Annotated in this window: 25 protein-coding genes and 1 pseudogene; 22 read left to right on the top strand and 4 right to left on the bottom strand. The window is 63.9% G+C overall.

The genetic code is table 11. The annotated features are described in order from the left end of the window. Window positions 1-19: 19 nt before the first annotated feature. Window positions 20-934, bottom strand: coding sequence for a hypothetical protein (locus AOQ71_RS22540; protein WP_245317072.1), 915 nt, complete (start codon window positions 932-934; stop codon window positions 20-22). A gap of 333 nt (window positions 935-1267) precedes the next feature. Between AOQ71_RS22540 and AOQ71_RS22530 the strand changes: the two genes are divergently transcribed. Genes AOQ71_RS22530 through AOQ71_RS22510 form a run of 5 tightly spaced genes read left to right on the top strand, consistent with a single transcriptional unit; the run spans window position 1268 to window position 6074 of the window. Further along, window positions 1268-1630, top strand: coding sequence for a VOC family protein (locus AOQ71_RS22530; RefSeq protein WP_057751176.1), 363 nt, complete (start codon window positions 1268-1270; stop codon window positions 1628-1630). A 38-nt stretch (window positions 1631-1668) separates the two neighbouring features. After that, window positions 1669-2694, top strand: coding sequence for an LLM class flavin-dependent oxidoreductase (locus AOQ71_RS22525; RefSeq protein WP_057751173.1), 1026 nt, complete (start codon window positions 1669-1671; stop codon window positions 2692-2694). Window positions 2695-2729: 35 nt separating this feature from the next. Beyond that, window positions 2730-3830 (top strand): flavin reductase, encoded by a 1101-nt coding sequence (locus tag AOQ71_RS22520; protein WP_063958294.1) that lies wholly within the window; start codon window positions 2730-2732, stop codon window positions 3828-3830. 3 nt (window positions 3831-3833) lie between these two features. After that, window positions 3834-4712, top strand: coding sequence for an alpha/beta fold hydrolase (locus AOQ71_RS22515; protein ID WP_057751168.1), 879 nt, complete (start codon window positions 3834-3836; stop codon window positions 4710-4712). Window positions 4713-4748: 36 nt separating this feature from the next. Next, the gene (locus AOQ71_RS22510; RefSeq protein ID WP_083514409.1) at window positions 4749-6074 is read left to right on the top strand and encodes an MFS transporter; all 1326 of its coding nucleotides are present in this window, start codon (window positions 4749-4751) and stop codon (window positions 6072-6074) included. A 62-nt stretch (window positions 6075-6136) separates the two neighbouring features. On the opposite strand, the pseudogene AOQ71_RS48310 reads toward AOQ71_RS22510, so the two are convergent. Beyond that, window positions 6137-6214: pseudogene (locus tag AOQ71_RS48310) on the bottom strand (YciI family protein); the annotation flags it as partial. Between the two features lie 234 nt (window positions 6215-6448). Here AOQ71_RS48310 and AOQ71_RS22505 point away from each other — a divergent pair. From AOQ71_RS22505 to AOQ71_RS22470, 8 genes are all read left to right on the top strand, one after another. Then, window positions 6449-7822, top strand: a complete 1374-nt coding sequence (locus tag AOQ71_RS22505) for an ABC transporter substrate-binding protein (protein ID WP_057751162.1) — start codon at window positions 6449-6451, stop codon at window positions 7820-7822. A 75-nt stretch (window positions 7823-7897) separates the two neighbouring features. Beyond that, on the top strand, window positions 7898-8776 hold the full coding sequence (locus AOQ71_RS22500) for an ABC transporter permease (RefSeq protein WP_057751159.1): 879 nt from the start codon (window positions 7898-7900) through the stop codon (window positions 8774-8776). After that, window positions 8773-9678, top strand: coding sequence for an ABC transporter permease (locus AOQ71_RS22495; RefSeq protein ID WP_057751156.1), 906 nt, complete (start codon window positions 8773-8775; stop codon window positions 9676-9678). The genes AOQ71_RS22500 and AOQ71_RS22495 overlap by 4 nt, the downstream gene beginning before the upstream one ends. Window positions 9679-9680: 2 nt before the next feature. Beyond that, complete coding sequence (locus AOQ71_RS22490) at window positions 9681-10781, top strand: ABC transporter ATP-binding protein (protein WP_057751153.1); 1101 nt, start codon at window positions 9681-9683, stop codon at window positions 10779-10781. Window positions 10782-10802: 21 nt separating this feature from the next. Next, a complete protein-coding gene (locus AOQ71_RS22485) occupies window positions 10803-11294 on the top strand; it encodes a (2Fe-2S)-binding protein (RefSeq protein WP_194479802.1) in 492 nt (163 codons plus the stop codon). 2 nt (window positions 11295-11296) lie between these two features. After that, window positions 11297-13684, top strand: a complete 2388-nt coding sequence (locus AOQ71_RS22480; RefSeq protein ID WP_057751150.1) for a xanthine dehydrogenase family protein molybdopterin-binding subunit — start codon at window positions 11297-11299, stop codon at window positions 13682-13684. 11 nt (window positions 13685-13695) lie between these two features. Next, entirely contained in the window at window positions 13696-14493 is a 798-nt protein-coding gene (locus tag AOQ71_RS22475) for an FAD binding domain-containing protein (RefSeq protein ID WP_057751149.1), read from the top strand. 17 nt (window positions 14494-14510) lie between these two features. Beyond that, window positions 14511-15974, top strand: a complete 1464-nt coding sequence (locus tag AOQ71_RS22470) for an amidase (RefSeq protein ID WP_057751409.1) — start codon at window positions 14511-14513, stop codon at window positions 15972-15974. 90 nt (window positions 15975-16064) lie between these two features. Here AOQ71_RS22470 and AOQ71_RS22465 read toward each other — a convergent pair whose 3' ends face one another. Both AOQ71_RS22465 and AOQ71_RS22460 read right to left on the bottom strand, forming a co-directional pair. Continuing rightward, entirely contained in the window at window positions 16065-16964 is a 900-nt protein-coding gene (locus tag AOQ71_RS22465) for a LysR substrate-binding domain-containing protein (protein ID WP_057751146.1), read from the bottom strand. A 79-nt stretch (window positions 16965-17043) separates the two neighbouring features. Continuing rightward, the gene (locus tag AOQ71_RS22460) at window positions 17044-18012 is read right to left on the bottom strand and encodes a LysR family transcriptional regulator (RefSeq protein WP_057751143.1); all 969 of its coding nucleotides are present in this window, start codon (window positions 18010-18012) and stop codon (window positions 17044-17046) included. A 104-nt stretch (window positions 18013-18116) separates the two neighbouring features. Between AOQ71_RS22460 and AOQ71_RS22455 the strand changes: the two genes are divergently transcribed. From AOQ71_RS22455 to AOQ71_RS22415, 9 genes are read left to right on the top strand one after another with little or no spacing between them, the layout of a single operon-like run. Then, window positions 18117-19061 (top strand): ketopantoate reductase family protein, encoded by a 945-nt coding sequence (locus tag AOQ71_RS22455; protein ID WP_057751140.1) that lies wholly within the window; start codon window positions 18117-18119, stop codon window positions 19059-19061. 4 nt (window positions 19062-19065) lie between these two features. Then, window positions 19066-19452 (top strand): VOC family protein, encoded by a 387-nt coding sequence (locus tag AOQ71_RS22450; RefSeq protein ID WP_057751137.1) that lies wholly within the window; start codon window positions 19066-19068, stop codon window positions 19450-19452. Window positions 19453-19465: 13 nt separating this feature from the next. Further along, window positions 19466-19936, top strand: a complete 471-nt coding sequence (locus AOQ71_RS22445; protein ID WP_057751134.1) for a MaoC family dehydratase — start codon at window positions 19466-19468, stop codon at window positions 19934-19936. Beyond that, entirely contained in the window at window positions 19933-21159 is a 1227-nt protein-coding gene (locus AOQ71_RS22440; protein ID WP_057751131.1) for a CaiB/BaiF CoA transferase family protein, read from the top strand. The genes AOQ71_RS22445 and AOQ71_RS22440 overlap by 4 nt, the downstream gene beginning before the upstream one ends. 3 nt (window positions 21160-21162) lie before the next feature. Beyond that, the gene (aroE, locus tag AOQ71_RS22435; protein WP_057751128.1) at window positions 21163-21990 is read left to right on the top strand and encodes a shikimate dehydrogenase; all 828 of its coding nucleotides are present in this window, start codon (window positions 21163-21165) and stop codon (window positions 21988-21990) included. A 15-nt stretch (window positions 21991-22005) separates the two neighbouring features. Further along, complete coding sequence (locus AOQ71_RS22430; protein WP_057751125.1) at window positions 22006-22860, top strand: shikimate dehydrogenase; 855 nt, start codon at window positions 22006-22008, stop codon at window positions 22858-22860. Window positions 22861-22911: 51 nt separating this feature from the next. Continuing rightward, window positions 22912-23580 carry an amino acid ABC transporter permease gene (locus AOQ71_RS22425; RefSeq protein WP_057751122.1) on the top strand — a complete coding sequence of 223 codons (669 nt, stop codon included), beginning with the start codon at window positions 22912-22914 and terminating at the stop codon, window positions 23578-23580. A gap of 10 nt (window positions 23581-23590) precedes the next feature. Further along, window positions 23591-24247: an amino acid ABC transporter permease gene (locus AOQ71_RS22420; protein WP_057751119.1), complete on the top strand. Its 657-nt coding sequence runs from the start codon at window positions 23591-23593 to the stop codon at window positions 24245-24247. A gap of 51 nt (window positions 24248-24298) precedes the next feature. After that, window positions 24299-25126: a transporter substrate-binding domain-containing protein gene (locus tag AOQ71_RS22415; protein ID WP_057751116.1), complete on the top strand. Its 828-nt coding sequence runs from the start codon at window positions 24299-24301 to the stop codon at window positions 25124-25126. Window positions 25127-25140: the final 14 nt, after the last annotated feature.

Raw genomic sequence — 25140 nt, 5'->3', positions numbered from 1 at the left:
CGATCGCGGCCAGTTCTCGTCAATTTGGCCCAATCACAGCGTCAGCTTGACGGCTGCCGCTGCGGACGATGACAACAACGCCATTGCGAACGGTAAATCGTGCGCCGAGCAGTTTCCGCACCTTGTCCGTGATCGCAGAGGGAAAGGGAACGGTTTCTCCCACGACGGGATCGCCGACCTTTATCGTCTCAGTCGCGGGGCCGGCAGCAGGTGCAGGCTTGATATAGTCCCGGACAAACTGAATCTCTTCACGTGACAGGATGAGCGGCGCCTGGTCAGGTTGGGTCTCCAACGGCGGCTTGGGTGTTCCACTGCTTGCCTTTTCGCGTATCTCATTGGCGCTTGCGATCTGATCGAGCCTGGCTACGCGTAGCTTGAGCGCGATGATATCACGTTGCAGTGTTGCGATCTCCAATTTGCGCGCGTTGACCTGCATGAAGACAATGATTACGCAGACGCAACTCACGACCAAGCCGACGCTCAGCAGTGCGATCAACCACCGCTCCAAGTTTCCCATCGACCCTCCGGTCGTCCGGGGGAGTTGATCGCGCTGGAGATGGCGTCGCCAGATGCGACCTGCTCGGTCGATCCAATTGGTAGAGCCCGTGACGCCGGTCGCCGCCTGGCCCGACCCAAAATGCGCGGGCGACGAGGCGGCTTCTTCTCGGGCCGCGTCAACGAACGAGGCCGCGTCGACTTGCTCACCTAGGTTCTCAGGGTCGCGATCCGCCGCCGTCAGATGACCGGCAGGGTGGAAGGGATCCATCTGCTTATCGAGCCTGCCCATCTCCGCTCTCATGCAGCCATCCATCAACTTCAGCAGTTCCGCCGACGCGGCTAGAATAGGGTAGCCGAGGATCCGATCAATCGGAACGGAAAAGGCTCCAAGCCGCCGCGTGAACTGCTCTAAGGGCAGCTTCAAGAGATAGGGCACCAACTAGAAGCCGGGTCGGTTAGTCACGGCTTTCGGTCTTGCCGCCGAACACCGCGCCCCACTCCCGCTCGATCAGATGTGCCGCGCTCGTCGTCAGGCCCGCCAGCGGCGCGATCTTCCTTCGAGGCCATGGCCTGCTGGCTCGCCTGCATAACGCGGGAGTCCGAAAGGCAATTTCGACCGACCGAATGCCTCGGCGCGGCTTCTTCTCCAGATCTGCTTCCTTCGACCCGCTCAGGGAATCGAGATTGACACAAATGAAGACGGGGAGCATGATACAACAATAGCGCATATATTCAACAATATTGAATACATGGAGAGGAGGAAAAGGAGATGCCCCTTGGTGCCATCAGCAGCGTCTACACGGTCGTCAACGACATGGATCGCATGCAGGCCTTCTACGCCGAGGCGCTGGAGCTGCCGCTGTCGTTTCGCGATCACGACAGATGGTGCCAGTTCAAGGCCGGGCCGCTTGCGTTTGCACTGAGTTCGGCAGCTGAGGCGGCGAAGGACGCGCGCGGCAGCGTGATCGTGTTCGACGCGTCCGACCTTGCGTCCGTTGCAGCAAGGATCGAGCGGCTCGGCGGCCGGCATCTGGCAAGCCGCGACATGGGCGCGCACGGCAGCGTCGCAACCTTCGCCGACCCCGAAGGCAATCGGTTTCAGCTTCATGTCCGGCCCGGCCCCTCGGCTTGACTCGGCCTGCGCACATCAATCCAACGAGGAGATCCATCATGAAATTCGGCGTCTTCGACCAGAATGACCGTTGCGGCCTTGCGCTGGCGGAGCAGTACGAGAACCGGCTTCAGCTCGCCGAACTCTACGATCGTCTCGGCTTTCATTGCTTCCACATGAGCGAGCATCACGGCACGCCGCTGAGCACGACGCCGTCGCCCAGCGTGTGGATGGCCGCGCTGTCGCAGCGCACCGAGAGGCTGAGGCTATGTCCGCTCGTCTATCTGCTGCCGACCTACAATCCGGCGCGCCTCTACGAAGAGATCTGCATGCTCGATCATCTGAGCGGCGGCCGGTTCGAGTTCGGGATCGGGCGCGGCGCCTCACCGCACGAGCTCGACGCAATCGGGATCGACTCCGCGAAGGCGGCGAAGATGTATGCGGAGGCCTTTGAGACGATCCAGCGCTGCTTTACGCAGGAGTCCGTCACGACGACGGGCGAGTTCTGGAGCCTGAATGATTATACGGTGGAAATGAAGCCGCTGCAGCGGCCGCGTCCGCCGATGTGGTACGCGGTTGGCTCGCCCGATTCCGTGGTCTGGCCGGCGCGCAACGGCGTGAACGTGGTCTGCGGAGGGCAGGTCTCGCGCGTGCGTGCGATTTCGGATCGCTATCGCGAGGAAATGGCCACGGCCGGCTTGCAAGACAGCTCGCCGCTCATCGGCGTCAATCGCTACATCATCGTCGGCGAGACCGACCGTGAGGCCCATGAGCTCGGTCGGAAGGCCTGGCCGACGTTCTACGAGAATTTCATCAAGCTCTGGCGCAAGCACGGCACGCAGCCCGTGAATGCGAAGCTGCCGCCCGCGTTCGACCAACTCGTCGAATCCGGCCATGCGATTGCCGGCTCGGCCCGGACGGTGACGCAAATCCTGTCCGACCAGGTCGCGTCGGGTGGACTGAACTATGTGATCGGAAGCTTCATGTTCGGGACCATGCCGCACGCCGAGGCCGCGGCCTCGATCCGCCGCTTTGCCGAGCATGTCATGCCGGCGGTGGAGTCGGCCGAAGCAGTTGCCGCGTAAACGCAAAAGAACGGATGAACGCTGAGGAGGTGGAAATGCCCGATGCTCCTTTGTTCGACAGCCGCGACCTCAGGCGCGTGCTCGCAAGCTTCGTCACGGGCGTGACTGTTGTCACGACGGTCGATGGCGCCGGCCAATTCCACGGCGTGACGGCCAATTCGTTCAGCTCGGTGTCGCTCGATCCGCCGCTGGTGCTCTGGAGCCAGGCCGTGAAAAGCGGCAGCCATCCGGCCTTCTTTGAGGCCGAGCGCTTTGCCGTGAATATCCTGGCTGAGGACCAGATCGAGCTGTCGAGGCGGTTTGCGAAATCCTCGCATGCGAAGTTCGCCGGCATCGAGGTCGATCTCGGCGCCGGCGGCGTGCCGCTGCTTCGCGATTGCAGCGCCCGGCTGCAATGTCGGGTCGTGTCCCGGGTGCCGGGCGGCGACCACACGATCTATGTCGGTGAGGTCGTCGCGATCGACCAAGCCGAGCGGAAGCCGCTCGTCTTCGGCAATGGCCGGTATCTGCTGGCGGATCCGCATGATCTGGCCGACAGCACGCTGTCGTCCGATCGCAGGCAGGTCCAGCTCTCGGCGATGCGGCTCGGCAGGCGTGCGATCGAGCGTCTGGTCAGGCGGTTCGACGAGACGATGGCGCTCGCCGTCTGGGGCGCCCACGGTCCGACCATCACCCATTGGGAGCCGGCATCCGCTCCGGTGAGCGAAGCGCTTCCCGTGGGGTTGATCCTCCCGGTGACATCGACGGCGACTGGTCTGGCCTTCGCTGCGTACCTTCCTCCTGAAGCAATTGCTGAGACGGCCTTGCCGGGTCAGGACCTGGCGAGGGCGGAGAGCGATTGGCACGAACGCCTCGCGGAGGTGCGCCGCCAGGGACTCGCCAGGCAGGGGCTGGAGACCTTCTATCGCAGCGAGACGGTCATCAACGCCCTCAGCGCGCCCGTGCTTGATGCGGATGGCCGCGCGGTGCTGGCGCTGACCGCGGTGGGTGAGGCGGGCCGATTCCGCGCCGAGCTCGACGGCGCATTCGCCCGCGCCCTGCGCGACGCTGCGAAGGATCTGTCGCACCGGCTTGGCTACGAAGCTGAGCGTTCTGCCGAGGCCGCCAGACGGCTCGATCTCGTGGTCGGGGCTTGAGTGATGGCTGATTTGTCTCCGGCCGATGCCGAGCTGCTCAGACAGGAGCTGCCGGCGCTCGCCCGGGTCGATGTCGCGTCATCGATCTATTCCGGGCAGCAGGGCCAGATCGAATATCGCGCCGCCGGAGACCCGAACAATCCTGCGGTGCTGATGCTGCACGGGCTGGGCTCCAGTTCGGCAGGATACCGCGCGCAGTTCGCCGGGCTATCACGCGATTTCCACGTGATCGCCTGGAACGCCCCCGGCTTCGGTGGAAGCTCACCAATCCCGGGGCAGGACGCAAAGATCGACGACTACGCGAGCGCAGTGGAAGGTTTGCTGCGTGCGCTCGGCGTGCGCCGGCTGGCGGCGCTGGTCGGCAGCTCCTGGGGGAGCATTGTCGCGACGGCTTTCGCCAGACGATATCCCGCGCTGGTCGGCAGCCTTGTTCTATCGGCACCCAACACCGCCAGAGGTCATCTCGTCGGCGATACGCGTACCGCCGAGCTCAACGCCTGGCTTCGTACGGCGGACGTCAACATCCCGGTGCCGCGTGCGACCATCGCGGACAGGCTGCTGACACCGGACACGCCGGCACTGGTCCGGCAGCACGTTGAGCGCCTGCGCGACGCAATGACGACCGAGGGTTGGCGACAGGCGATCCGGTCAACGTTCACCGTTTACACGCCCGACATCATCTCCGAGGTGCGCTGCCCGATCGCCATCCTCTCCGGCACGCGCGATCAGGTCGCGCCGCAGCAGGATCACGCCGAACGGCTCCTCGCCGCCGCACCTCGGGCGACATCGTATCCATTCGAGGATTGCGGTCACATTCTCAAGCTTGAAGCTCCCTCGAAATTCAACGCGGTCGTTCGCGAGATGGCCGCTCAAGCGAAGTGAAACGGGCGCAATGACGTCAGGGAGAGAAGGAAACGCATGGAAACCGAACAAGAAGTCGAGCGGCCTCAACTCGGTGATTGGTGGTTGGTTGGCGTCCTGTGTCTCGTGAATGCTGTTGCGTTCATCGATCGCGCAGCACTGCCGCTCTTGGTGCAGCCGATCAAGCGCGACCTGCAGATTTCAGACACGCTGATGAGCTTACTGATCGGAGCGGCCTTCATCATCACCTACGCGGTCGGCGGATGGTTCGTCGGCATGCTGGTCGATCGTTTCCCGCGTCGGCGGGTCCTGGCCATGGGGATGACCGTGTGGGGCATCTCGACGATGCTCTGCGGCTCCGTCACCACCTATGCAGGCCTCTTTCTTGGCCGCTGCGGCGTTGGAGCAGGTGAAGCCACCTGCGGACCTTCGAGCATGTCGCTGGTCAGAGACGCCTTCCATCCCCGGTTTCGCGGGCGGGCCGTCGCGATCTGGGCCATGGGCGCGAGCATCGGCGGCGGGCTGGCGCTATTGGGCGGCGGCGCAATTCTTCACTTCGTGGGGGAGAGCGGAAGCTACGTGCTACCCTTGCTGGGGATCACCGTTCGCTCATGGCAGCTCGTGCTGATCATGTGCGGCGCGATTGCGCTACCGGTCGCCTTGCTCGTCTACACGTTCAAGGAGCCGGCGAGGCGGTCCGTCGGAACGGGTCAACCCATCGCGCTCAGGGACGCCTTCGAAGCCGTTCGCGATCGCTGGCTCGTTTTCGTCCCGCTGTTTCTGGCGAATGCCGCAACGATCATGTTGTCGGTGGCGTACTCGTCCTGGATACCGGCCTTTCTCGGGCGCGTGTGGAAGCTTCCGGCCGGCGAGATCGGACTGACCTATGGTCTCATCGTCCTGTTTCTCAGCACAGCCAGCCAGTTCATCGCCGGCTTTCTCGTCGATGCCGTCTATCGCCGGTTCGGATTGCCGGCGATCCCGGCCCTGGGTGTGGGGATCTCGGCGCTGATCTTCCTACCGGCAGTCCTTGTTCCGGTCGCGGGGTCCATCGTTGCGGTCTGGATGCTGCTCGCTGTCTTCAATCTTCTGGCCGCGAGCCTGTTCACCATCGGCACATCGACGATCGTGCATCTGTCGCCTGGAGCTGCGATCGGCAAGATCACGGCGGTCCATTTCGCCTGGGTCGGCATTACCGGAACGGCGATCGCGCCGACGCTGGTCGCCGTTGTTGCCGCGCAATTCTTCCAGGGCACTCTCGGCTCGGCTCTCGCGATCGTCGGCGGCGCGCTGGCGGCGATCGGCGGGCTCTGTCTCCTTGTCGTGTACTGGCAATTGCGGCCAGGCGATCCGGTTTCGTCGCTCGCGTGTGAGACGGCTTAAGCGAATCCGCGTTCAGGCGTGACCGGCGAGGAGGTGATCGCGTAGCCCAGCTCAAGGACGTGTCACGTTCGGCCCTGTCGCCGCAGAAATCCCGTGATCGTGACCTTCTCCCAGATGCCCGCCGCGGCGAACGGATCGGCGCGGTAATTGGCAAGCGAGCGAGTGATCGATGACCCGCGACCGCTGCTGCCTTCGTGGGCCGCGTGCCGTGATGACGTGCAGAGAGTTGAGCCATTAGCGGCGCTTATGTCGCGAATTTTTACTTCCAATTTTACTTCGCAAATGCCCGCCCCTAGCCTCGCGCGCATGGATCACATCCGCAGCCGATCAATGGCGATCGGTGCAAGCGTTCATCGTAACCAGCGAGGGTTGCCATGTCTGATGAGACGAAGGGCACGTTCACTTCCGATCCGGCGGGAACGGGGGCCAAGACGGGGGGCAAGGCTAACGTCAAGTCTGCGAAAAAGCTGAGCCGGCGCACGCTGTTGAAGGGTGCGGCTGCAGTTGCGGGCGCAGCCGCGGGGTCGGACGCGATCCGCGGATTCCCGACCATCTGGGCGCAGGAGATCAAGGACATCGAGCTGCGCCATGTCGGCGTCTCCTATTCGGTGGTGAAGGCGATCGGCGACCAGGCCGCCAAGGATCTCGGCTTCAAGGTGACGATGCAGAACCTCGACACCTCAGCCGCCATCAACCGCTTCATAAGCCAGCCTAATACGGTCGACATCGCCGACCTCGAGGGCTGGCAGGCCAAGCTCGCCGCAAAGCGTGGCGTCATCCAGGGCATCGAGGTCAAGAAGATCAAGGAATTCGACAACATCCTGCCGATCTTCACCAAGGGCGAGATCGACGGCCACAAGATCCCGCGCCAGGGCATCTCGCCCTATGAGGCCATGTATATCGCCAAGCCTGATGCGACCGATTTGAACGACGGCGTCACCGAATGGGCGACCTTCCTGCCGCAGGTCTACAACGCCGACTCCATCGGCTATCGTCCCGACCTCGTCGGCCACGAAGTGACCGAGTGGAAGGACCTGATCGATCCTAAATTCAAGGGCAAGGCGGCGATCCTCGACGTGCCCGCGATCGGCATCATGGACGCCGCGCTCTGCTTCGAGAGTGCCGGGCTGATCAAGTACGGCAACAAGGGCAACATGACCAAGGAGGAGATCGACTTTACCTGCAACAAGCTGATCGAGTTGAAGAAGCAGGGCCAGTTTCGCGCGACCTGGACCACCTTCGACCAGTCGGTGCAGCTGATGGCCGCGGGCGAGGTGGTGATCCAGTCGATGTGGTCGCCGGCAGTCGCCGCGGTGCGCGTCAAGGAAATCCCCTGCGTCTACGCGCCCGTGAACGTCAAGAACGGCAAGGAAGGTTATCGCGGCTGGTGCAACGGCATGGGCCTGATGAAGCACCTTTCCGGCAAGAAGCTCGACGCCGCCTACGAATATCTCAACTGGTATCTGTCCGGCTGGCAGGGCGGCTTCGTCGCACGCTACGGCTACTACAGTCCGGTGCCGTCGACCGCGAAGAAATTCCTCACGCCGGCCGAATGGGCGTTCTGGTACGAGGGCCAGCCCGCACCTGAAGTCGTCAATGATCCCTACGGTGTTGCGATGGAGAAGGCCGGCACCAAGCGTGACGGCGGCTCGTTCCTCGACCGCGTCAAGAACATCTCGTGCTGGAACACGCTGATGGACGAGGCGGCTTACATGAACAAGCGCTGGAACGACTTCAAAGTGGCCTGAAACCTGCTTTCCCTGACGTAAGCGAGAGCCGGCGCGGCGACGCGCCGGCGGCAAGGACCGAAGGCGTTTGTCGAGATGCAGCCCAGTCAAACCCCATCACGCGTCAATTTCGCCGGCTGGCTTTATGTGTCGCCGCTGGTCCTGGTGCTCGTGCCGTTCTTCGTCGCGCCGATCCTGGTCGTGCTGGCCGCGAGCTTCTTTGCCACCGATGGGTTTGGCGGGCTGACGCCCGGCTTCACGCTGGCAAGCTATGTCGAGGTGCTGCATTCGGCACTGACGCTGAAGTTGTATCTGGCGACCATCAAGTTCACGGTGCTGACCTGGATCTTCACGCTGATCATCGGCTTCTTCGTCGCCTATTTCCTGGTGTTTCACGTCCGCAACCAATTGCTGGCGATCGGCCTGTTCCTGCTCTGCACCGTGCCGTTCTGGACCTCGAACATCATCCGAATGATTTCCTGGATCCCGCTGCTCGGCAAGGAAGGCCTGATCAACCAGGTGCTGCTCGCCATGGGCGTGATCCGTCAGCCGCTGGAAATCCTGCTGTTCTCCGACCTCGCTGTCGTCATTGCCTATGTCCATCAGCTCACGATCTTCATGATCGTGCCGATCTTCAATTCCATGGCGCGGATCGACAAGAAGCTGATCGAGGCGGCGATCGACGCCGGCGCCAGCCGCCTCGACATCATGCGCCTGATCGTGGTGCCGATGTCCAAGAGCGGCATCGCACTCGGCACCATTTTCGTGGTCTCGATCGTGATGGGCGACTTCTTCGTGGTCAAGGTGATGTCCGGCGGCGGCTCGGCTTCCGTGGTCAGCGCGTTCTATGAGGACGTCGGCGTGCTGCAATATCCGACCGCAGCGGCGAGCGCCGTGCTGTTGACACTGGTGTTGGTTGCGATCGTCTCGCTGATCCTGCGCACCGTCGACATCAGGCAGGAGATCACGCGATGAGCGCGGTTCTTGCCGACATGCCCAAGACCGAGACCTCCAAGACGGTGGTGCCGGCATCGACCAAGGCCATTGCGCCGAGCAAGGGCGGTCGTCCCTGGACCTTCTACGCGCTGGCGACGCTGTTCGCGGCCTACGTGATCGCGCTCTACGGCCCGATGTTCTGCATCTACGTCCTGTCGTTCCAGGACATCCGCGGCGGCCTCGTGTTCCCGATGAAGGGACAATCGCTGCACTGGTTCGTCGATCTCTTCACCCAGGTGCGGACCGGAGACGTCAAAGGCTCTTTCGACCGTTCGATCAAGCTCGCGGTCATCGTCACCATCATCACGGTGGTGGTGTCGTTCTTGGCCGGTCTCGGCTTTCGCAAGCGCTTCCGCGGCGACACCGTCGTCTTCTACATGATGATCGGCAGCCTGGTGGCGCCCGGCCTCGTGCTCGGCCTTGGCACGGGTCTGTTGTTCCAGGCCTTGGGGCTGAACGCGAGCTGGTACACCTCGGCGCTTGGCGCACAACTATCCTGGACCTTGCCGTTCGGCGTGCTGGTGATGTTCGCGGTGATGTCGCGCTTCAACCATGCCTGGGAGGAGGCGGCCTATGATCTCGGCGCCAGCCGCTGGCAGTCGGTCCGGCTGGTGATGATCCCGGTCCTGGCGCCCGGCCTCGTCGCGGTGGCCTTGTTCGGCTTCACGCTGTCCTACGACGAATTCGCTCGCAGTCTCCAGACCGCGGGCTCGCTGAACACGCTGCCGCTGGAGATCTGGAGCATGACGCTGAACGTCACCTCGCCCTCGCTCTACGCGCTGGGCACGGTGACCACAATCGTCTCCTTCATCGTCATCGGTGCAAGCCTCGGCACCATCGTACTGATCCAGAAGAAGCGCGGCAGCCGGGCAAAGGGTTAGGAATGAAGAACGATCGCGGCGATATCGAACTGGCGGGTGTCTGCAAGAGCTTTGACGGCGTGACTAACGTGGTCGACGGCGTCAATCTCAGGATCGACGACGGTGCCTATTGTTGCTTCATCGGCCCGTCCGGCTGCGGCAAGACCACGATCCTGCGCATGATTGCCGGCCACGAGGACCCCACAGCCGGCGAGATCGTGATCGGCGGCCAGAACGTTGTGGGGCTCGCGCCGGTGCAGCGCCGCACTGCGATGATGTTCCAGTCCTACGCCCTGTTCCCGCATCTGACCGTGCGCGAGAACATCGCCTTTGCCTTGCGTGTCCGCGGCCAGTCCAAGGCCGATCGCCTGCGTGCGGCCGATGCCATGATCGAAAAGGTGCGGCTGACGCAGTTCGCCGATCGTCTGCCGGCGCAGCTCTCCGGCGGCCAGCAGCAGCGTGTCGCGCTGGCGCGCGCTGCCATCACCGAGCCGCGCGTGCTGCTGCTCGATGAGCCGCTCTCCGCGCTCGACGAGCAGCTCCGCGTCCAGATGCGCCAGGAGCTCAGGCGGATGCAGCAGGAGCTCGGCATCACCTTCATCCATGTCACCCACACCCAGCTCGAGGCGATCGCGCTTGCCGACCTCGTGGTGGTGATGGAGCAGGGCAGGATCAAGCAGGCGGGTGCCGCGCGCGATGTCTACGCCCATCCACACGACCGCTATGTCGCCGAGTTCATGGGTGGCCAGAATGTGCTGTCGGGCCGGGTCGAGAAGGTCAACGGTGCCAGCTTCACGCTCGCGGCACCTTCCGGCATCGAGGTGCCGCTCCAGGCTCGGCCCACCGTCAACGTCGGCGACCAGGTCGATATCGCAGTGCGCCGCGACGATGTCGCACTTGTCAGGCCGGGCAGGGACTTGCCATCAGGCTATACCACGTCCCTGCCGAGCCGCGTGCTCGCGATCGAATACCAGGGCTATTTCGTCAAGGTCATGCTCGACACCGTGCCCGATGACGAGTTCGTCGCCTACGTGCCGGAAAAAACCTTCTTCGCAGATCCCTTCACCGTCGGCGATGTCGTGATGGCCACATGGGCCACCGGCAGCGCGTTGCCACTCGCCTAAAGCCTCGTCGCGCACAGGAGTATGACCGTGCAGATATCCTTCACACTTAACGGCCGGCCGACCACTGTCGATGTCGAGCCAGCGACGCTCGTTGCCGAGTTGCTGCGCGAACAGCTCAATCTCACGGGCACCCATATCGGCTGCGATACCAGCCAGTGCGGCGCCTGTGTGGTCCATCTCGATGGGCTTCCGGTGAAGAGCTGCACGCTGCTGGCGCCCGCGCTCGACGGCGCGACACTGCTCACCATCGAGGGCCTGCAAGGCGCGCCCGGCTCGAACCAGATGCATCCGATGCAGGAGGCATTCCGCGAGCATCATGGTCTGCAATGCGGCTTCTGTACGCCGGGCATGTTGATGACGGCGGTCGCACTCGCGACCGAGAAGCCTGATCTGACCGAGGCCGACGTTCGCCATGGCCTTGAAGGCAATATCTGCCGCTGCACCGGCTACCAGAACATCGTCGTCTCGGTGATGGCAGGCGCTGCCGCCATGAACGCCGCCAAGGGAGAGTGACCATGGGCAATGTGATCGGCATCGGCGCTGCACCGAAGCGGAAAGAAGACCAGCGCTTCCTCACCGGCCGCGGCAATTACGTCTCCGACATCAAGCGCCCCGGCATGACGTCAGGCGTGTTCGTACGCTCGCCGCACGGGCATGCGGTGCTGCGAGGCATCGACAAGAGCGCGGCGCTGGCCTCACCTGGCGTGATTGCGGTCTTGACCGGCGACGACGTCAAGGCTGACAGCCTGGGTTCGCTGCCTTGCGGCTGGGGTATCACGGACGCCAAGGGCACGCCGATGAAGGAGCCGCCATTCCCGATGCTGGCGCAGGGCAAGGTGCGCTTCGTCGGTGACATGGTCGCCTTCGTGATTGCCGAGACGCCGGAGCAGGCCAATGCGGGCGCCGAGCTGCTCAAGATCGATTACGAGGTGCTGCCGTCCGTGGTCGGCGTGCTCGAGGCCGTCAGGCCCGGTGCGCCGCAGCTGTTCGACGACGTGCCTGATAACATCTGCTGCAACTGGGAGCTCGGCGACAAGGCCGCGGTGGAGGCCGCGTTCCGGAAAGCGGCGCATGTCGCCAAGCTCAGCCTCGTCAACAACCGCCTGATCGGCAATCCCATGGAGCCGCGCGCAGCGATCGCGGAGTATGAGCCTGGCACGGACCGTTTCACGCTGTGGACCACCAGCCAGTTTCCGCACGTCGTGCGCTTCCTGATGGGCGCGCTGGTGCTGAACATCCCGCAGCACAAGTTGCGCGTGGTCGCACCCGACGTCGGCGGCGGCTTCGGCGTCAAGCAGTTCCATTACGGCGAGGAGGCCGTGATCACCTGGGCCGCCAAGCGGGTCAAGCGGCCGGTGAAATGGGTCGCGAGCCGCTCGGAGGGCTATGTCTCCGATCGCCACGGCCGCGACCACGTCACCGAGGCCGAGCTGGCGCTGGATGAAAACGGAAAATTCCTCGCCTTCCGCGTCAACACGCTTGCCAATATGGGCGGCTATCTCTCGACCTTCGGGCCGAACATTCCGACCAATCTCTACGGCCCGCTGCTCAGCGGCGTCTACACCACGCCGGCGATCTACTGCAACGTGAAGGTGGTCTTCACCAACACCGTCCCCGTCGACGCCTATCGCGGCGCGGGCCGGCCCGAGGCGACCTTCGTGCTGGAACGCATCGTCGATGTTGCAGCGAGCGAGATGGGGATCGACCGCGTCGAGATCCGCCGTCGCAACATGATCCCGAAAGAGGCGTATCCTTATCAGACGCCTGTTCTGGTGCAGTACGATTCCGGCGATCCCATGGGCTGCCTCGACGGCGCGTTGGTCGCAGCCGACGTGAAGGGCTTCGGTGCGCGCAAGGCGGCTTCCGCGCGCAAGGGCAGGTTCCGCGGGCTCGGCTACTCCACCTATGTCGAGGCTTGCGGCCTGGCGCCGTCGCGCTTCGCCGGACGCCTCGGTGCGCGCGGTGGCCTCTACGAGAGCGCCACCGTACGCGTGCATCCGACCGGCCAGGTCACGGTCATGATCGGCACCCACAATCACGGCCAGGGCCACGAGACGACCTTTGCGCAGATCGTCTCGGACAAGCTCGGCGTCGCCTTCGAGAATGTCGACATCGTGTTCGGCGATACCGATCGCGTGCAGTTCGGGATGGGCACCTATGGCTCGCGCTCCCTCGTGGTCGGAGGCGCGGCGCTGTCGAAGGCGACCGACAAGGTGATCGCCAAGGGCAAGAAGATCGCCTCACATCTGCTCGAGGCGGCGGAAGCCGACATTCACTTCGAAAGCGGAAAGTTCTCCGTCGCCGGTACCGACCGCATGAAGACCTTCGAGGAGATCGCAGGCGCCGCCTACGTGCCCCACAATTATCCGCTCGAAGTGCTGGAGCCGGGACTCGAAGAGCAGGCCTATTACGACCCCGTCAACTTCACCTATCCCGGCGGCTGCCACATCGCCGAGGTCGAGGTCGATCCGGAGACCGGCACGGTGACGCTGGTCAATTACACCGCGGTCGATGACGTCGGGACGGTCATCAACCCGATGATCGTGGAGGGGCAGCTTCACGGCGGCATTGTCCAGGGCGTCGGCCAGGCGCTGTTCGAGAACGCGGTCTATGACGAAGGCTCCGGCCAGCTATTGTCGGGCTCGCTGATGGATTACTGCATGCCGCGCGCCGATCATCTGCCGATGATGAAGGTTGCGACCCACTCGACGCTCTGCACGCACACGCCGATGGGCGTGAAGGGCTGCGGCGAGGTCGGCACCATCGGCTCGCCGGCCGCCGTCATCAACGCGGTCGTCGACGCGCTGTCGCATCTCGGCGTGACTCACGTGGACATGCCGGCGACGCCGAACCGGATCTGGCGCCTGCTGCAAAACGCGTCGCTGCCGGTCGCGGCGGAATAGGGAGGACAACAATGAAACCATTCGCCTATCACCAGCCCGATGGGATCCCGGATGCCGCCAAGCTGCTGATCTCGATCGAGGACAGCAAGCTCGTCGCCGGCGGCATGACGCTGATCCCGACGCTGAAGCAGCGGCTGGCGAGTCCCGCGGCACTTGTCGATCTGTCGAAGCTGGGCTCGCTCAAGGGCCTTGCCGACGGCGGCACCACGATCACCATCGGCGCAATGACGCCGCATGCGGTGGTGGCCGCATCAAAATTGGTGCAAACGAAAATCCCGGGCCTTGCGGCGCTGGCTTCGATGATCGGCGATCCCGCCGTGCGCAGCCGTGGCACCATCGGCGGTTCCGTCGCCAACAACGATCCTGCGGCGGACTATCCCGCCGGCGTGCTCGGCCTCGGCGCCACCATCATCACCAGCAAGCGCGAGATCGCGGCCGACAAGTTCTTCCTGGGCCTGTTCGAGACGGCGCTCGAGCCGGGCGAGATCATCACGGCGATCCGTTTTCCGATGCCGCTGAAAGCGGGTTACGCAAAGTTCAAGGCGCCGGCGTCGCGTTATGCGCTGGTCGGCGTGTTCGTCGCGAAATTCGCCGATGGCGTCCGCGTCGCCGTAACAGGCGCGGGTCCGGGCGTGTTCCGCGTGCCGCCGATGGAGTCGGCGTTGTCGGAGAATTTCGATCCGTCCGCGATTGCGGCGATCAAGATCAATACCGACGGCCTCACCTCCGATATCCATGCCGAAGCCGATTACCGTGCGCATCTCGTCACGGTGATGGCCAAGCGCGCCGTCGACGCGGCGCTCAGCTAGCTCTCTAAGGGTTGATGATGATTGATGGTTCCGGCCGAGCGGCGTTCCCGCCGGCGCCGACTGGCCTTGGCGCGCTTTCTGCAACCGAGATCATGGCCGGCTATCGGCGCAAGGCATTCACCCCGCGCGATGTCGTCGATGACACCATTGCCGCGCTCAAAGCCACGGATGAAGCCTGCAATGCGGTGGTGACGCCGATGTATGAGCAGGCGAGGGCGGAGGCCGATCGTCTCACCAAGGAGATGCGTGCGGGCGACGCCAGGGGACCTCTTGCAGGCGTGCCGGTTACGATCAAGGATCTCGTCTTCGTCGCGGGCGTGCCCGCCTATGCCGGCTCGCCGATGAACACGGCGTTCGTGCCCGACGCCGATGCCGCCGTGGTCTCGGCGCTGAAGGCATCAGGCGCGATCATCACCTGCAAGACAACCACGTGCGAGTCCGGCTACAAGCTGACGGCCGACAGCCCGGTCACCGGCGTTACGCGCAATCCCTGGAATCCCGGTCGTACCAGCGGCGGGTCGAGCGGCGGCGCGGCGGCAGCTGTTGCTGCCGGCTGCGGACCGATCGCGATCGGCACCGACGGCGTCGGCTCGATCCGGGTACCGTCGTCCTTCTGCGGCGTGTTCGGGTTCAAGCCGACATTCGGCCTCGTGCCGCGCTCGCCGGGATTCTCGCCGCCGTCCTGGGCCTCGCTCGCTCATACCGGGCCGATCACGCGCACGGTCGCGGATGCCGCGCTGACATTGGAGATCATCGCTGCTTACGATTTGCGCGATGCCGCAAGCCTTCCGGTGTCCGCGCGCCGTTTCGATACGGATGCGGGCCGGCTGGACGGCATTCGCATCGGCGCCAGCGCCGATCTCGGCTATGCCGCCGTTAGCCCTGACGTCTGCGCGGCCTTTGGCAAGGCGCTCGCCATTCTCGATTCCTGGGGCGCGCAGGTCACCATGGATGGCCCCGGTCTCGACCCCGGCATCCTGGAGCATACTCTGAAGCCCATCGCTTTCACCGAACAAGCCGCTGCGGTCGCGACCAAGACGACGGCCGATCTCGCCAGCTCCGAAGCGGATTATCGCAATATCGTCAGCGCCGGCCGCCGCTACAGCGGCACGGATTATATCGAAGCGAGCTACCGCCGCGGCCAGGCGCGCAGTGCCTTCGTCAAGCTGTTCGAGCGCGTCGATGCGCTGGTGACGCCGACCGTCGCTGTCACCGCCTTCGAGGCTGGGCAGATCGGCGTCGGCAAGATCGACGGTCGCGAGGTCGATCCGCATCTCGGCTGGTCGCCTTTCACCTGGCCGATCAATCTCGCCGGTCTGCCGGCGGCGACGCTGCCCTGCGGCTTCGACCGCGACGGCATGCCGATCGGGCTTCAGGTCATCGCGCCCTGGCTCGACGAGCCGACAATCTTCCGTATCGCGGCCGCCTTCGAGCAGGCGCAGCCCTGGGCAAAATTCTGGCCGCGGGTTGCGTTGCGCTAGTCGGAGGGGGAAGCGCCAGCGCGCGAAAAACCCCTTTGCAATCAAGGGCCGTTCTACTGTGCATGGGGTTGTTTTCGAGCGTTGGGCGGCCTAGCCCAGCTCGATCGGAATGCCGCGGCCGCTGAGCTCTTCGTCGAGGCGCAAATAGTGCGCGAGGTAGTCATGCAGCGCGGTCGCCGCCTTTGAGGTGGCGCCGCTCGATTTGTAGAGCAGCAGCTCGATCTTCGGCAGCGGCGGCAATCCCTCGCTGGATCCGATCTCGCGCATCGCCGGGACCAGCGCGCTGCGGCCGAGCACGGTGACGGCCATGCCAGCGAAGGCCGCGGCCTGCAGGCCGCCGACACTTTCGCTGACGCAGGCGACGCGCCAGCGCAGGTTCGCGCGCTCGAGCGTGTCGATCGCGTAGTCGCGATAGATGTTGCCCGGGGGCAGCAGAGCGAGCGGAATCGGCCGTTCCTGATGCGCGGCGGATTGCTCGCCGGTCATCCAGACGAGCTGCTCGCGGCGCACCACCTGGCCGCCGGTGAAATCATTCATGCGGGTGACGAGCGCGATGTCGACGTCGCCGCGCTTGACGAGGCCGACCAGCGGCGTCGAGAGCGCACAGTTGAGCTCGACCTGTACACGCGGAAAGGATTTGCGAAATACGCTGAGTATCGACGGCAGCATGAAGGCCGCGTAGAGATCCGGCGTGCCGAGGACGACCTGGCCCTCGATCTCCTGCGAGGCCAGCTGCGAGATCAGCTCGTCGTGCAGCCGCAGGATGGACTTGGCGTAGGTCAGGACCGTGGTGCCATCCTCGGTCAGCGTGAGCCGGCGCCCGCCATGGAGAAAGAGCTGCTTGCCGGTCAGCTCCTCCAGCCGCTGCAGCTGCAAGGTGATGGCCGGTTGAGTGCGGCCGAGCCGGCGCGCAGTCTCGGTGATGCTGCCGGTCTCGACAACCGAGATCAACGATCTGAGCATACGGATATCGAGACTGATCAGGTTCATAAGGCAATCCGTTTTGCTCAGGAACTATGCAATTCCCATGCTAGACGACCCATTCCGCGATCGGCACGATGGCCGCCAGTCAAGTCGGCTTGCGTCTCGGCGGTCGGCTTGAGCGATGCAGGCCGCGGACGTCCTGTTGCTGGAAAAGCTCGGCGCAAACCCCGCGCAACCATTGGCTTGCGGGATCATGATGGAATCGGGCGTGCCAGTATTGTTTGACTGTAAAGCTGGGGATTGGTAGCGGGCACGCGAGCACGCGCAGCCCGTAATAGTGTGCCAGGGTTTCGCCGATGTGGCGCGGCAGCGTGGCGATCAGGTCGGTGGTTCCGACGATCGCGGGTAGGCCGAGAAAGCCCGGCAGCTCCAGCGCGATGTCCCGCTCGATCCCCTGTTCGCGGGAGGCGTCAGCGAGCAGCTGATGCCCCGTGCCGGACCGAATGAGCACGTGAGCCTCACGCCTGAAATCTCTTAGCGTGATGCGGTCCTTGATGCGAGGATGTTGAGCGTTCGCCAAACAGACCCAATCCTGCGGAAACAGCGCCTGCTGGAAATGGCCGGCATCAAGATCGGAGATGTAGCCGAGCGCGAGATCGCCCTCGCCGGATTGAAGCATGTGAGGAGTATCCGTGCCGATCTGCGCCGCCTCGATCCGGATGCCCGGCGCGACGCGGCGAACATGGGCGAGGATGGCTGGAAGCAGCGTCACATGGCTCGCGTCCGTCATGCAGATGCTGAAGCGCCGTTTGGCGGTGGCAGGATCGAAGTCCGTGCGCAGCTCGGCCAGCCGCCGCAGCATTTCCAGTGCCTGCCTTGCGGTGCCGATAAGCGCCTCGGCCCGAGGCGTCGGCAGCATTCCTTCCGGCGAACGGACGAACAGCGGATCGTCGAGTTCCTGCCGCAGGCGGGCAAGCCAGATCGACACCGTCGGCTGGCTTTGACCCAGCCTCTCGGCCGCCTTGGTGACGCTGCCCGTGGTGAAAAGCGCGTCGAACAGCCTGAGCAGGCGGGGGTCGAGCAGGTTGGTGTGGGGCAGGTCACGACGCGTCATTGCGATTCACAATAATCAATATAAGTCCCATAGAATAGCAAAATGTTCCGCCGGCTGCTATCCGGGCTTCCAACGCCAAAAGTTGCGCAGGGAGAAGCGTTCGGATGAGAATCTGCTTTGTCGGAGCGGGGGCTTTGGGCTCGACGATCGGCGGCACGCTGGCGCGGGGCGGGGCAGACGTCTTCCTGATCGATCCGTTCCGTGCACACGTCGAAGCGATCAATGCGCATGGCCTCCGCATGCTGGAAGGCGATGTCGAGAGCATTGCAAAGGTCACCGCGTGCACCTCCGCGGCCGAGGTCGGTGGGGTGGCGGACCTCGTCATCGTCCTCGTCAAATCCTACCATACGCGGGATGCGATCCGGGCGGCCGCGCCGATCATCGGGCCGCAGACGGTCGTGATGTCGCTGCAGAACGGCCTTGGCCACGAAGACATCCTTGCGGAGGAAGTCGGTCGTAACAGGGTCATGGCAGGAAAGACCTATGTTGGCGGCGTGCTGCTCGGCCCGGGTCATGTTCGCTCCGGAGTGGTCGGCAAGGAAACCATCATCGGCGAGCTCGATGGACGCTTGACCGAACGCGCACAGCGGATTTCCGAGACGTTCAATCGTGCCGGCATTCTCACGCTGCTCAGCGACAACATCCTGGGCACGATGTGGGACAAGCTGTTCATCAACGTCGCCGGAGGAGGAATCACCGCCGTTACCGGGCTGACTTATGGCGGCCTCTATTCACTGCCGGTCCTGGAAGAGTGTGCGCTCGCGGCGATTTCCGAGGGCATCATGGTGGCGCAGGCCGCAGGCGTGAAGATTTCGATCACCGATCCGCGCCGCGCGTGGACCATGGCATCTGCCGGGCTGCCGCCCGAGTTCAAGACGTCGATGCTGCAGAGCCTGCAATCGGGCAATCTGACCGAGGTCGATTACATTCACGGCTCGGTCGTGCGCTGGGGCGCCAAGCTCAACATGCCCACCCCCGTGAATTCCACCATCGTTGCGTTGGTCAAGGGCCTGGAATATGCCCGCACCGACTATCCTGGAAAGGCCTGAGGCGATGACGCTCCCCCGCGCCTATGTCGAACACGTTGCCATCCGGGTGCCGGATGTCGACCGCCACGTCGATTTTTTCCGCCAGGTGCTCGGCCTCGGTATCCGCGACGAGCAAGCGGCCGAAGGCGGGCGCCCGCGCCAGGTATGGGTGCTCGGAAGCGTGCAACTCATCGAGGATCCGAACTTCGTCGGACCGGAGGGGCGTCTCGCCCATCTCGGCATCATGGTCGACGACTACGAAGGTGTGCTCGCCCGTGCTGCTGCGTGGGGCGCCAAAGCGCTGCCCGCCGGGCCGAACTGGCTCGAACTGCCGGGCGGGCTGAACGTCGAAATCTTGCAAGCCAGCGCGGGCACCGTGGAAGCGGCGCTGGCGATCAATCCACGGGCCTAAAGGAACACGCGACATGAGCGATGAGCGCTACTGGGACGATGCCAAGGTCGGCGACGAATGCGTCACCCCCGCGGTGACGGTCACCGAAGCAATGGTGAATGCCTATGCCGAACTGACAGGCGATTTCACGCCTGTTCATGTCGACGAGGAATACGCCAAGACCACGCCCTTCGGCACGCGCGTCGCGCACGGGCTGTTTGGCCTGTCGCTGGCCGACGGTTTGAAGACCCGCGCCGACTACCGCTTCCTTCCGGGAATGTCGCTGGGCTGGACCTGGGACTTCAAGCTGCCGATCAAGCTCGGTGACACCGTGCACGTCAAGTTCCGCGTTGGCTCGATGCGCGCCACGAAGCGCGAAGGGTGGGGCATCGTGGTGCTGCCCTCGGAGCTGATCAATCAGCGCGGCGAAGTGGTGCAGCTCGGCGAGCACCGCCTGATGATTCCGATGCGCCCGAAGACCAACGCCGCGGGAGAGCAGGCATGACCGCACAAGATCTGCCTCTCAAAGGCATTCGCGTCATCGACTACAGCCATTTCCTGGCAGGCCCGTTCATGGGGCGTTGCCTCGCCGCGATGGGCGCTGAGGTCATCAAGGTGGAGCGTCCCAAGCAAGGCGATGCGGGCCGCGCCCATGGCTATTTCAAGGACGGACAATCCGGCTACTTCCTGCAGCAGAACATGGGCAAGCAGGGCCTGTGCATCGACCTGCGCGACAAGCGCGGTCTGGACATGATGATGAAGCTGGTCGACACGGCCGATGTCTTCATCGAGAACTATCGCCCCGGCGCGCTCGATCGCCTCGGGCTTGGCTACAAGGCGCTGTCGGCGCGCAATCCCAAACTGATCTACTGCTCGGTCTCCGCCTATGGCCACACCGGTCCTTATGCCGATCGTCCGGGCTTCGGCCTGATCGCAGAGGCGATGTCGGGCGCTCTGGCGCAACTGGGCAATCCCGGCGAATCGCCGCCGCTGCTGCGGATGCCATTGGCCGACATGTATACCGGCATTCACGGCGTGGCTGCGATCAATGCCGCGCTGGTCGGCCGCGCGTCGTCCGGTCGCGGCCAGCATATCGATCTCGCGCTGTACGACTGCATGGTCTCGATGCACGACTATGCCGTGCAGCGCTACTTCCTCTCCGGCGGGACCGACCTGCCGAAGCAGACCGGCAGCGGTCAGCCGGACTCGACCGTCTACGGCGTGTTTCCGGCCAAGGACGGCAATCTTGTCATCGCTGCGCAAGTCGACGATGCTTGGCGACGATTGGCGAGCCTGATCGGGGGAGACAATTTGGCATCCGACCAACGCTTCACCACGCCTGCTGCGCGCAACGCGCATTACGCCGAAGCGATGGAGATTGTGCGCACCTGGACGCTGTCGCAACCCTCTCGGGACGCCTGTCTTGCCGCACTCGACGAAGCAGGTGTGCCGTCGGCTCCCGTGCAGACCATCGAGGAGGTCGTGAAGGATCCGCAGATTCAGGCGCGCGGCATGCTGGTCGAGCAGGAGCATCCCGTGCTCGGCAAGGTGACGTTGCCGAACCTGCCGTTCCGGTTCTCCGATTGCGATACCACCGTGCGTACGCCGGCGCCGCTGCTGGGCCAGGACAATCGCCGGATTGCACAGTCGCTGGGCCTGTCGGCCGATCTCGTTGAGGCGATGGTGCGTGACGGCGTGCTCTACAACGAAGTCGCAGTGCAGGAGTGAGCGATGAGCGACCGTTATGCGGTGATCGGCAATCCGATCGGCTTCAGCAAATCACCTCTCATCCATGGCACTTTCGCCAGGATGACAGGACAGGACCTTGTCTATGAGGCGATCGAGGGGCCCCTCAATGGCTTCAACGAACGGGTTGATCAGTTCCGGACAGAGGGCGCCAAGGGCCTGAACATCACCGCGCCGTTCAAGCTCGATGCCTTCGCCTACGCAAACGAGCTTTCAGAGAGCGCCGACCGAGCTGGCGCCGTAAACTGCCTGAAGTTCGTCGGCGATCGGATCATTGGCGAGAATTTCGACGGGATCGGCCTTGTACGGGACATCACGGTCAATCTCGGCGTCTCGATGGCCGGCCGCCGCGTCCTGATGCTCGGGGCTGGAGGGGCGGCGCGTGGCGCGCTGCTGCCGTTCCTGCGCCAGGAGCCGTCCGAGCTGGTTCTCGTCAACCGAACGCTGTCGAAGGCGGTCGCATTGGCCGAAGAGTTTGCGGGCTGCGGCCCCCTGATGGTCAGCGGCTACGCTGAGCTGGCCGACCTTGCCGAGGGCTATGACGTCGTGGTCAACGCGACGTCGGCCAGCCTGCGCGGCGAGATGCCGCCGCTTCCGCGCAATGTCTTTCGCGGTGCAAAACTGGCCTACGAACTTGCCTACGGCAAGGGGCTAACTCCCTTTCTGCAAGCGGCCCGCGCCGAAAGCGTCGCCAAGCTGGCCGACGGCGTCGGCATGCTGGTCGAGCAGGCCGCTGAAGCTTTTGCCTGGTGGCGCGGCGTTCGGCCGAGTACGGCTCAGGTCATCGCCGAACTGACCATCCCCTTGAGCTGAAGGGCGATACCGAATATGCATCCCAAACCCAGCTTCCTTGTCGGCCTGATCGGCAGCGGCATTGCTGCGTCGCGCACTCCGCCCATGCACGAAGCGGCTGCTGACGCCGCCGGCATCCGCTATCTCTACAAGAAGATTGACTTGACTGAGTTGAAACTTGGAGCAGAAGCGCTGCCGGAATTGCTGATGGCGGCAAAGCGGATGGGCTTTGACGGGCTGAACGTGACCCATCCCTGCAAGCAGGCCATCATCCCACTCCTGGACGAGCTTTCGCCCGACGCCGAGGCGCTCGGTGCCGTGAACACCGTGGTCATCAGGAACGGTCGGATGACCGGCCACAACACCGACTGGTTCGGCTTTGCCGAGAACTTTCGCCGCAACATGCAGGGTGCGCCGCTCGGTCGGGTCGTCCAGTTTGGCGCGGGCGGAGCGGGCGCGGCGGTTGCGTTCGCGCTCATGAAGCTCGGCGTGCGGGAACTGACCATTGTCGATGTCGACTTGGCCAAAGCGCAGAGTTTGGTAAATAGCTTGTCTCCCCGATTTGCGGAGGGGCGCTTGAGGGCTGGCCAGGATGTTGCCGCGTACGTCGCTGCCGCCGATGGAATCGTCAACGCGACGCCGATCGGCATGGACAAGTATCCAGGCACGCCGCTGCCGACGGATCTGCTGCGTCCCGATCTGTGGGTCGCGGAGATCGTCTATTTCCCGCTGGAAACCGCCCTGCTGCGCACGGCACGTAGCCGCGGCTGCCGCACCGTCGACGGTGGTGGCATGGCGATCTTCCAGGGCACCGAAGCATTTCGCCTGTTCACGGACATCTCACCTGATCCGGACGTCTTCTTCGCCACTTTTGCATCCCTGGGTGGGTGATGTCTGGCCGATGGGCGAGCGGCACGCACAACGCCCGAGAGGAAACGCTTAATGGGCTATACGCTCGATTTCTCGGTGGTTTGGCATGCGATGCCCGCCCTGCTGTGGGGGTGCGTGGGGACATTGGGCCTGGCGCTCGCCGGCATGACGCTCGCGATGGTGATCGGCGTCGCCGGCGTCGCGGCACGCGATTCGAAAGCGGCCTGGTTGCGGGCCATCGTGATCGGCTTCGTCGAGGTCGTGCGCAATACGCCTTTCCTGGTGCAGATCTTCTTTCTGTTCTTCGCGCTGCCGCTGATCGGGTTGAAGCTCAATCCAACCGCGACCGCCATTATCGCTCTCGGTGTCAATGGCGGTGCCTATGCCATCGAGATCATCCGCGGCGGGGTGCAGTCCATTCATAAAGGGCAGGTGGAGGCCGGCTACGCGCTCGGACTGCACAAAGGACAGGTGTTCCGGTTCATTGTGCTCAAGCCCGCGCTTCGCGCGATCTACCCCTCGCTCACGGGCCAGTTCATCATGCTGACGCTGACCTCGTCGATCTGTTCGGCGGTATCAGCCTACGAATTGACGTCGGTTGCCCAGCGCATCGAAAGCGATACCTTCCGTAGCTTCGAGGTGTATTTCTCCGTCACCTTCCTCTATCTCGCGATCTCCTGGCTGTTGATGCTGGGCTTTGCGGCGATCTCTCACCGCTTCTTCTCTTATCCGACACGCTGAGGGGGCGATCATGACACCGCATTTTGGTCTTCCCGAGTTCGGCTTCCTGCTGCGTGGGCTGCAATGGACGGTGCTGCTGACGCTGGTCGCATTCGCTGGCGGCTGCACGGCGGGGCTGGCCGTCGCATTGCTGCGCACCTGTGGTCACAAGGGCGTGGAATGGGCCACCCGCATCTACATCGGGATATTCCAGGGCACGCCACTGCTGCTGCAGCTTTTCGTCGTGTATTATGGCTTGGCGCTCACCGGGCTGAAGCTCGACGCCTTCGTCGCGGTGGCGATCGGCTTCACCGTGAATGCCTCCGCGTTCCTTGGCGAGATCTGGCGCGGCGCGATTGAGGCCGTGCCGCGTGGCCAGACCGAGGCGGCGATGGCGCTCGGATTGCACTATTCGTCCCGCATGCGCGACATCGTGCTGCCACAGGCAATCCGCATCTCGCTGCCCGCGACGATCGGCTATCTCGTGCAGCTCATCAAGGGCACGTCGCTCGCCGCCATCGTCGGTTTCATCGAACTCGCCCGCGCCGGTCAAATCGTATCGAACCAGACTTTCCAGCCGTTGCTCGTGTTCGGCGTGGTCGGCGCGATGTATTTCATCCTCTGCTGGCCCCTGTCATGGTGGGGCAGCCGGATGGAGGCCAGGCTCGCCCTGGCCAGCCAAAGGTAGCAACGGCGCACCTATTCAATCACAAACAGCCATCACCAGGAGGAGATACTTATGTTGTTTTCACCCAATCGTCGCCAGTTCGGAGCCGCGCTGCTGGCGTTGGCGGCCGTCGCCATCGCGGGCAAATCGCAGGCCGGCACGTTGGACGATGTGAAGAAGAAGGGTGTCGTCGTCATCGGCATTCAGGGCGACAATCCTCCCTGGGGCTATGTCGACAGCTCGGGAAAGCAGGATGGCATCGACGCCGACATGGGCCGCGCCTTCGCCGACTATCTCGGCGTGAAGGCCGAGTTCGTTCCGCTCGCGGTGGCCAATCGTATTCCGGCGCTGACCACGGGCCGCGTCGACATTCTGTTCGCGACAATGGCCATGCTGCCCGAGCGCGCAAAGGCGGTGCAATATTCCAAGCCATATGTCGCCAACGAGATTACGCTGGTGGCGGCCCAGGCAACCCCGATCAACAGCAATGCCGACATGGCCAAGTTCGTGATCGGCGTTCCCCGATCCTCCACGCAGGACACCCAGGTCACCAACAATGCTCCGGCGGGCACTGAAATCCGCAGGTTTGATGATGATGCGGCCACGATCCAGGCGCTGCTCTCGGGCCAGGTGCAGGCCGTCGGCGCGAACAGCTTCTACCCGCAGCGCCTGAACGCCGCAAAGCCGGAGCTCGGGTTCGAGCCCAAGCTTCACTTCACCGCTCTGTATAACGGGGCCTGCACCCGCCTCGGCGATAAGGAGTGGAACGAGACGGCCAACAAGTTCATCGACCAGATCAAGTCGAACGGCAAGCTGGCCAGCTTCTACGCCAAATGGATGAAGGCGCCCGTGCCGATCTTCCCGGACTCGGTCCCCGGCGTTCCCTTCACAGTTCAGTAGCCACCCGCGAGCGG

Origin of the sequence: Bradyrhizobium manausense, from assembly GCF_001440035.1 — a bacterium.
GTDB classification, from domain to species: Bacteria; Pseudomonadota; Alphaproteobacteria; order Rhizobiales; family Xanthobacteraceae; genus Bradyrhizobium; species Bradyrhizobium manausense.
The sequence above is the reverse complement of the archived record's forward strand: the minus strand, read 5'-3'. Positions and strand labels throughout refer to the sequence as shown.

Bases quoted from the DNA above. Each gene is read 5' to 3' on its own strand.
- AOQ71_RS22530 (WP_057751176.1), top strand. From the start codon at position 1,268: ATGCCCCTTGGTGCCATCAGCAGCGTCTACACGGTCGTCAACGACATG.
- AOQ71_RS22525 (WP_057751173.1), top strand. From the start codon at position 1,669: ATGAAATTCGGCGTCTTCGACCAGAATGACCGTTGCGGCCTTGCGCTG.
- AOQ71_RS22520 (WP_063958294.1), top strand. From the start codon at position 2,730: ATGCCCGATGCTCCTTTGTTCGACAGCCGCGACCTCAGGCGCGTGCTC.
- AOQ71_RS22515 (WP_057751168.1), top strand. From the start codon at position 3,834: ATGGCTGATTTGTCTCCGGCCGATGCCGAGCTGCTCAGACAGGAGCTG.
- AOQ71_RS22510 (WP_083514409.1), top strand. From the start codon at position 4,749: ATGGAAACCGAACAAGAAGTCGAGCGGCCTCAACTCGGTGATTGGTGG.
- AOQ71_RS22505 (WP_057751162.1), top strand. From the start codon at position 6,449: ATGTCTGATGAGACGAAGGGCACGTTCACTTCCGATCCGGCGGGAACG.
- AOQ71_RS22500 (WP_057751159.1), top strand. From the start codon at position 7,898: ATGCAGCCCAGTCAAACCCCATCACGCGTCAATTTCGCCGGCTGGCTT.
- AOQ71_RS22495 (WP_057751156.1), top strand. From the start codon at position 8,773: ATGAGCGCGGTTCTTGCCGACATGCCCAAGACCGAGACCTCCAAGACG.
- AOQ71_RS22490 (WP_057751153.1), top strand. From the start codon at position 9,681: ATGAAGAACGATCGCGGCGATATCGAACTGGCGGGTGTCTGCAAGAGC.
- AOQ71_RS22485 (WP_194479802.1), top strand. From the start codon at position 10,803: ATGACCGTGCAGATATCCTTCACACTTAACGGCCGGCCGACCACTGTC.
- AOQ71_RS22480 (WP_057751150.1), top strand. From the start codon at position 11,297: ATGGGCAATGTGATCGGCATCGGCGCTGCACCGAAGCGGAAAGAAGAC.
- AOQ71_RS22475 (WP_057751149.1), top strand. From the start codon at position 13,696: ATGAAACCATTCGCCTATCACCAGCCCGATGGGATCCCGGATGCCGCC.
- AOQ71_RS22470 (WP_057751409.1), top strand. From the start codon at position 14,511: ATGATTGATGGTTCCGGCCGAGCGGCGTTCCCGCCGGCGCCGACTGGC.
- AOQ71_RS22465 (WP_057751146.1), bottom strand. From the start codon at position 16,964: ATGAACCTGATCAGTCTCGATATCCGTATGCTCAGATCGTTGATCTCG.
- AOQ71_RS22460 (WP_057751143.1), bottom strand. From the start codon at position 18,012: ATGACGCGTCGTGACCTGCCCCACACCAACCTGCTCGACCCCCGCCTG.
- AOQ71_RS22455 (WP_057751140.1), top strand. From the start codon at position 18,117: ATGAGAATCTGCTTTGTCGGAGCGGGGGCTTTGGGCTCGACGATCGGC.
- AOQ71_RS22450 (WP_057751137.1), top strand. From the start codon at position 19,066: ATGACGCTCCCCCGCGCCTATGTCGAACACGTTGCCATCCGGGTGCCG.
- AOQ71_RS22445 (WP_057751134.1), top strand. From the start codon at position 19,466: ATGAGCGATGAGCGCTACTGGGACGATGCCAAGGTCGGCGACGAATGC.
- AOQ71_RS22440 (WP_057751131.1), top strand. From the start codon at position 19,933: ATGACCGCACAAGATCTGCCTCTCAAAGGCATTCGCGTCATCGACTAC.
- aroE (WP_057751128.1), top strand. From the start codon at position 21,163: ATGAGCGACCGTTATGCGGTGATCGGCAATCCGATCGGCTTCAGCAAA.
- AOQ71_RS22430 (WP_057751125.1), top strand. From the start codon at position 22,006: ATGCATCCCAAACCCAGCTTCCTTGTCGGCCTGATCGGCAGCGGCATT.
- AOQ71_RS22425 (WP_057751122.1), top strand. From the start codon at position 22,912: ATGGGCTATACGCTCGATTTCTCGGTGGTTTGGCATGCGATGCCCGCC.
- AOQ71_RS22420 (WP_057751119.1), top strand. From the start codon at position 23,591: ATGACACCGCATTTTGGTCTTCCCGAGTTCGGCTTCCTGCTGCGTGGG.
- AOQ71_RS22415 (WP_057751116.1), top strand. From the start codon at position 24,299: ATGTTGTTTTCACCCAATCGTCGCCAGTTCGGAGCCGCGCTGCTGGCG.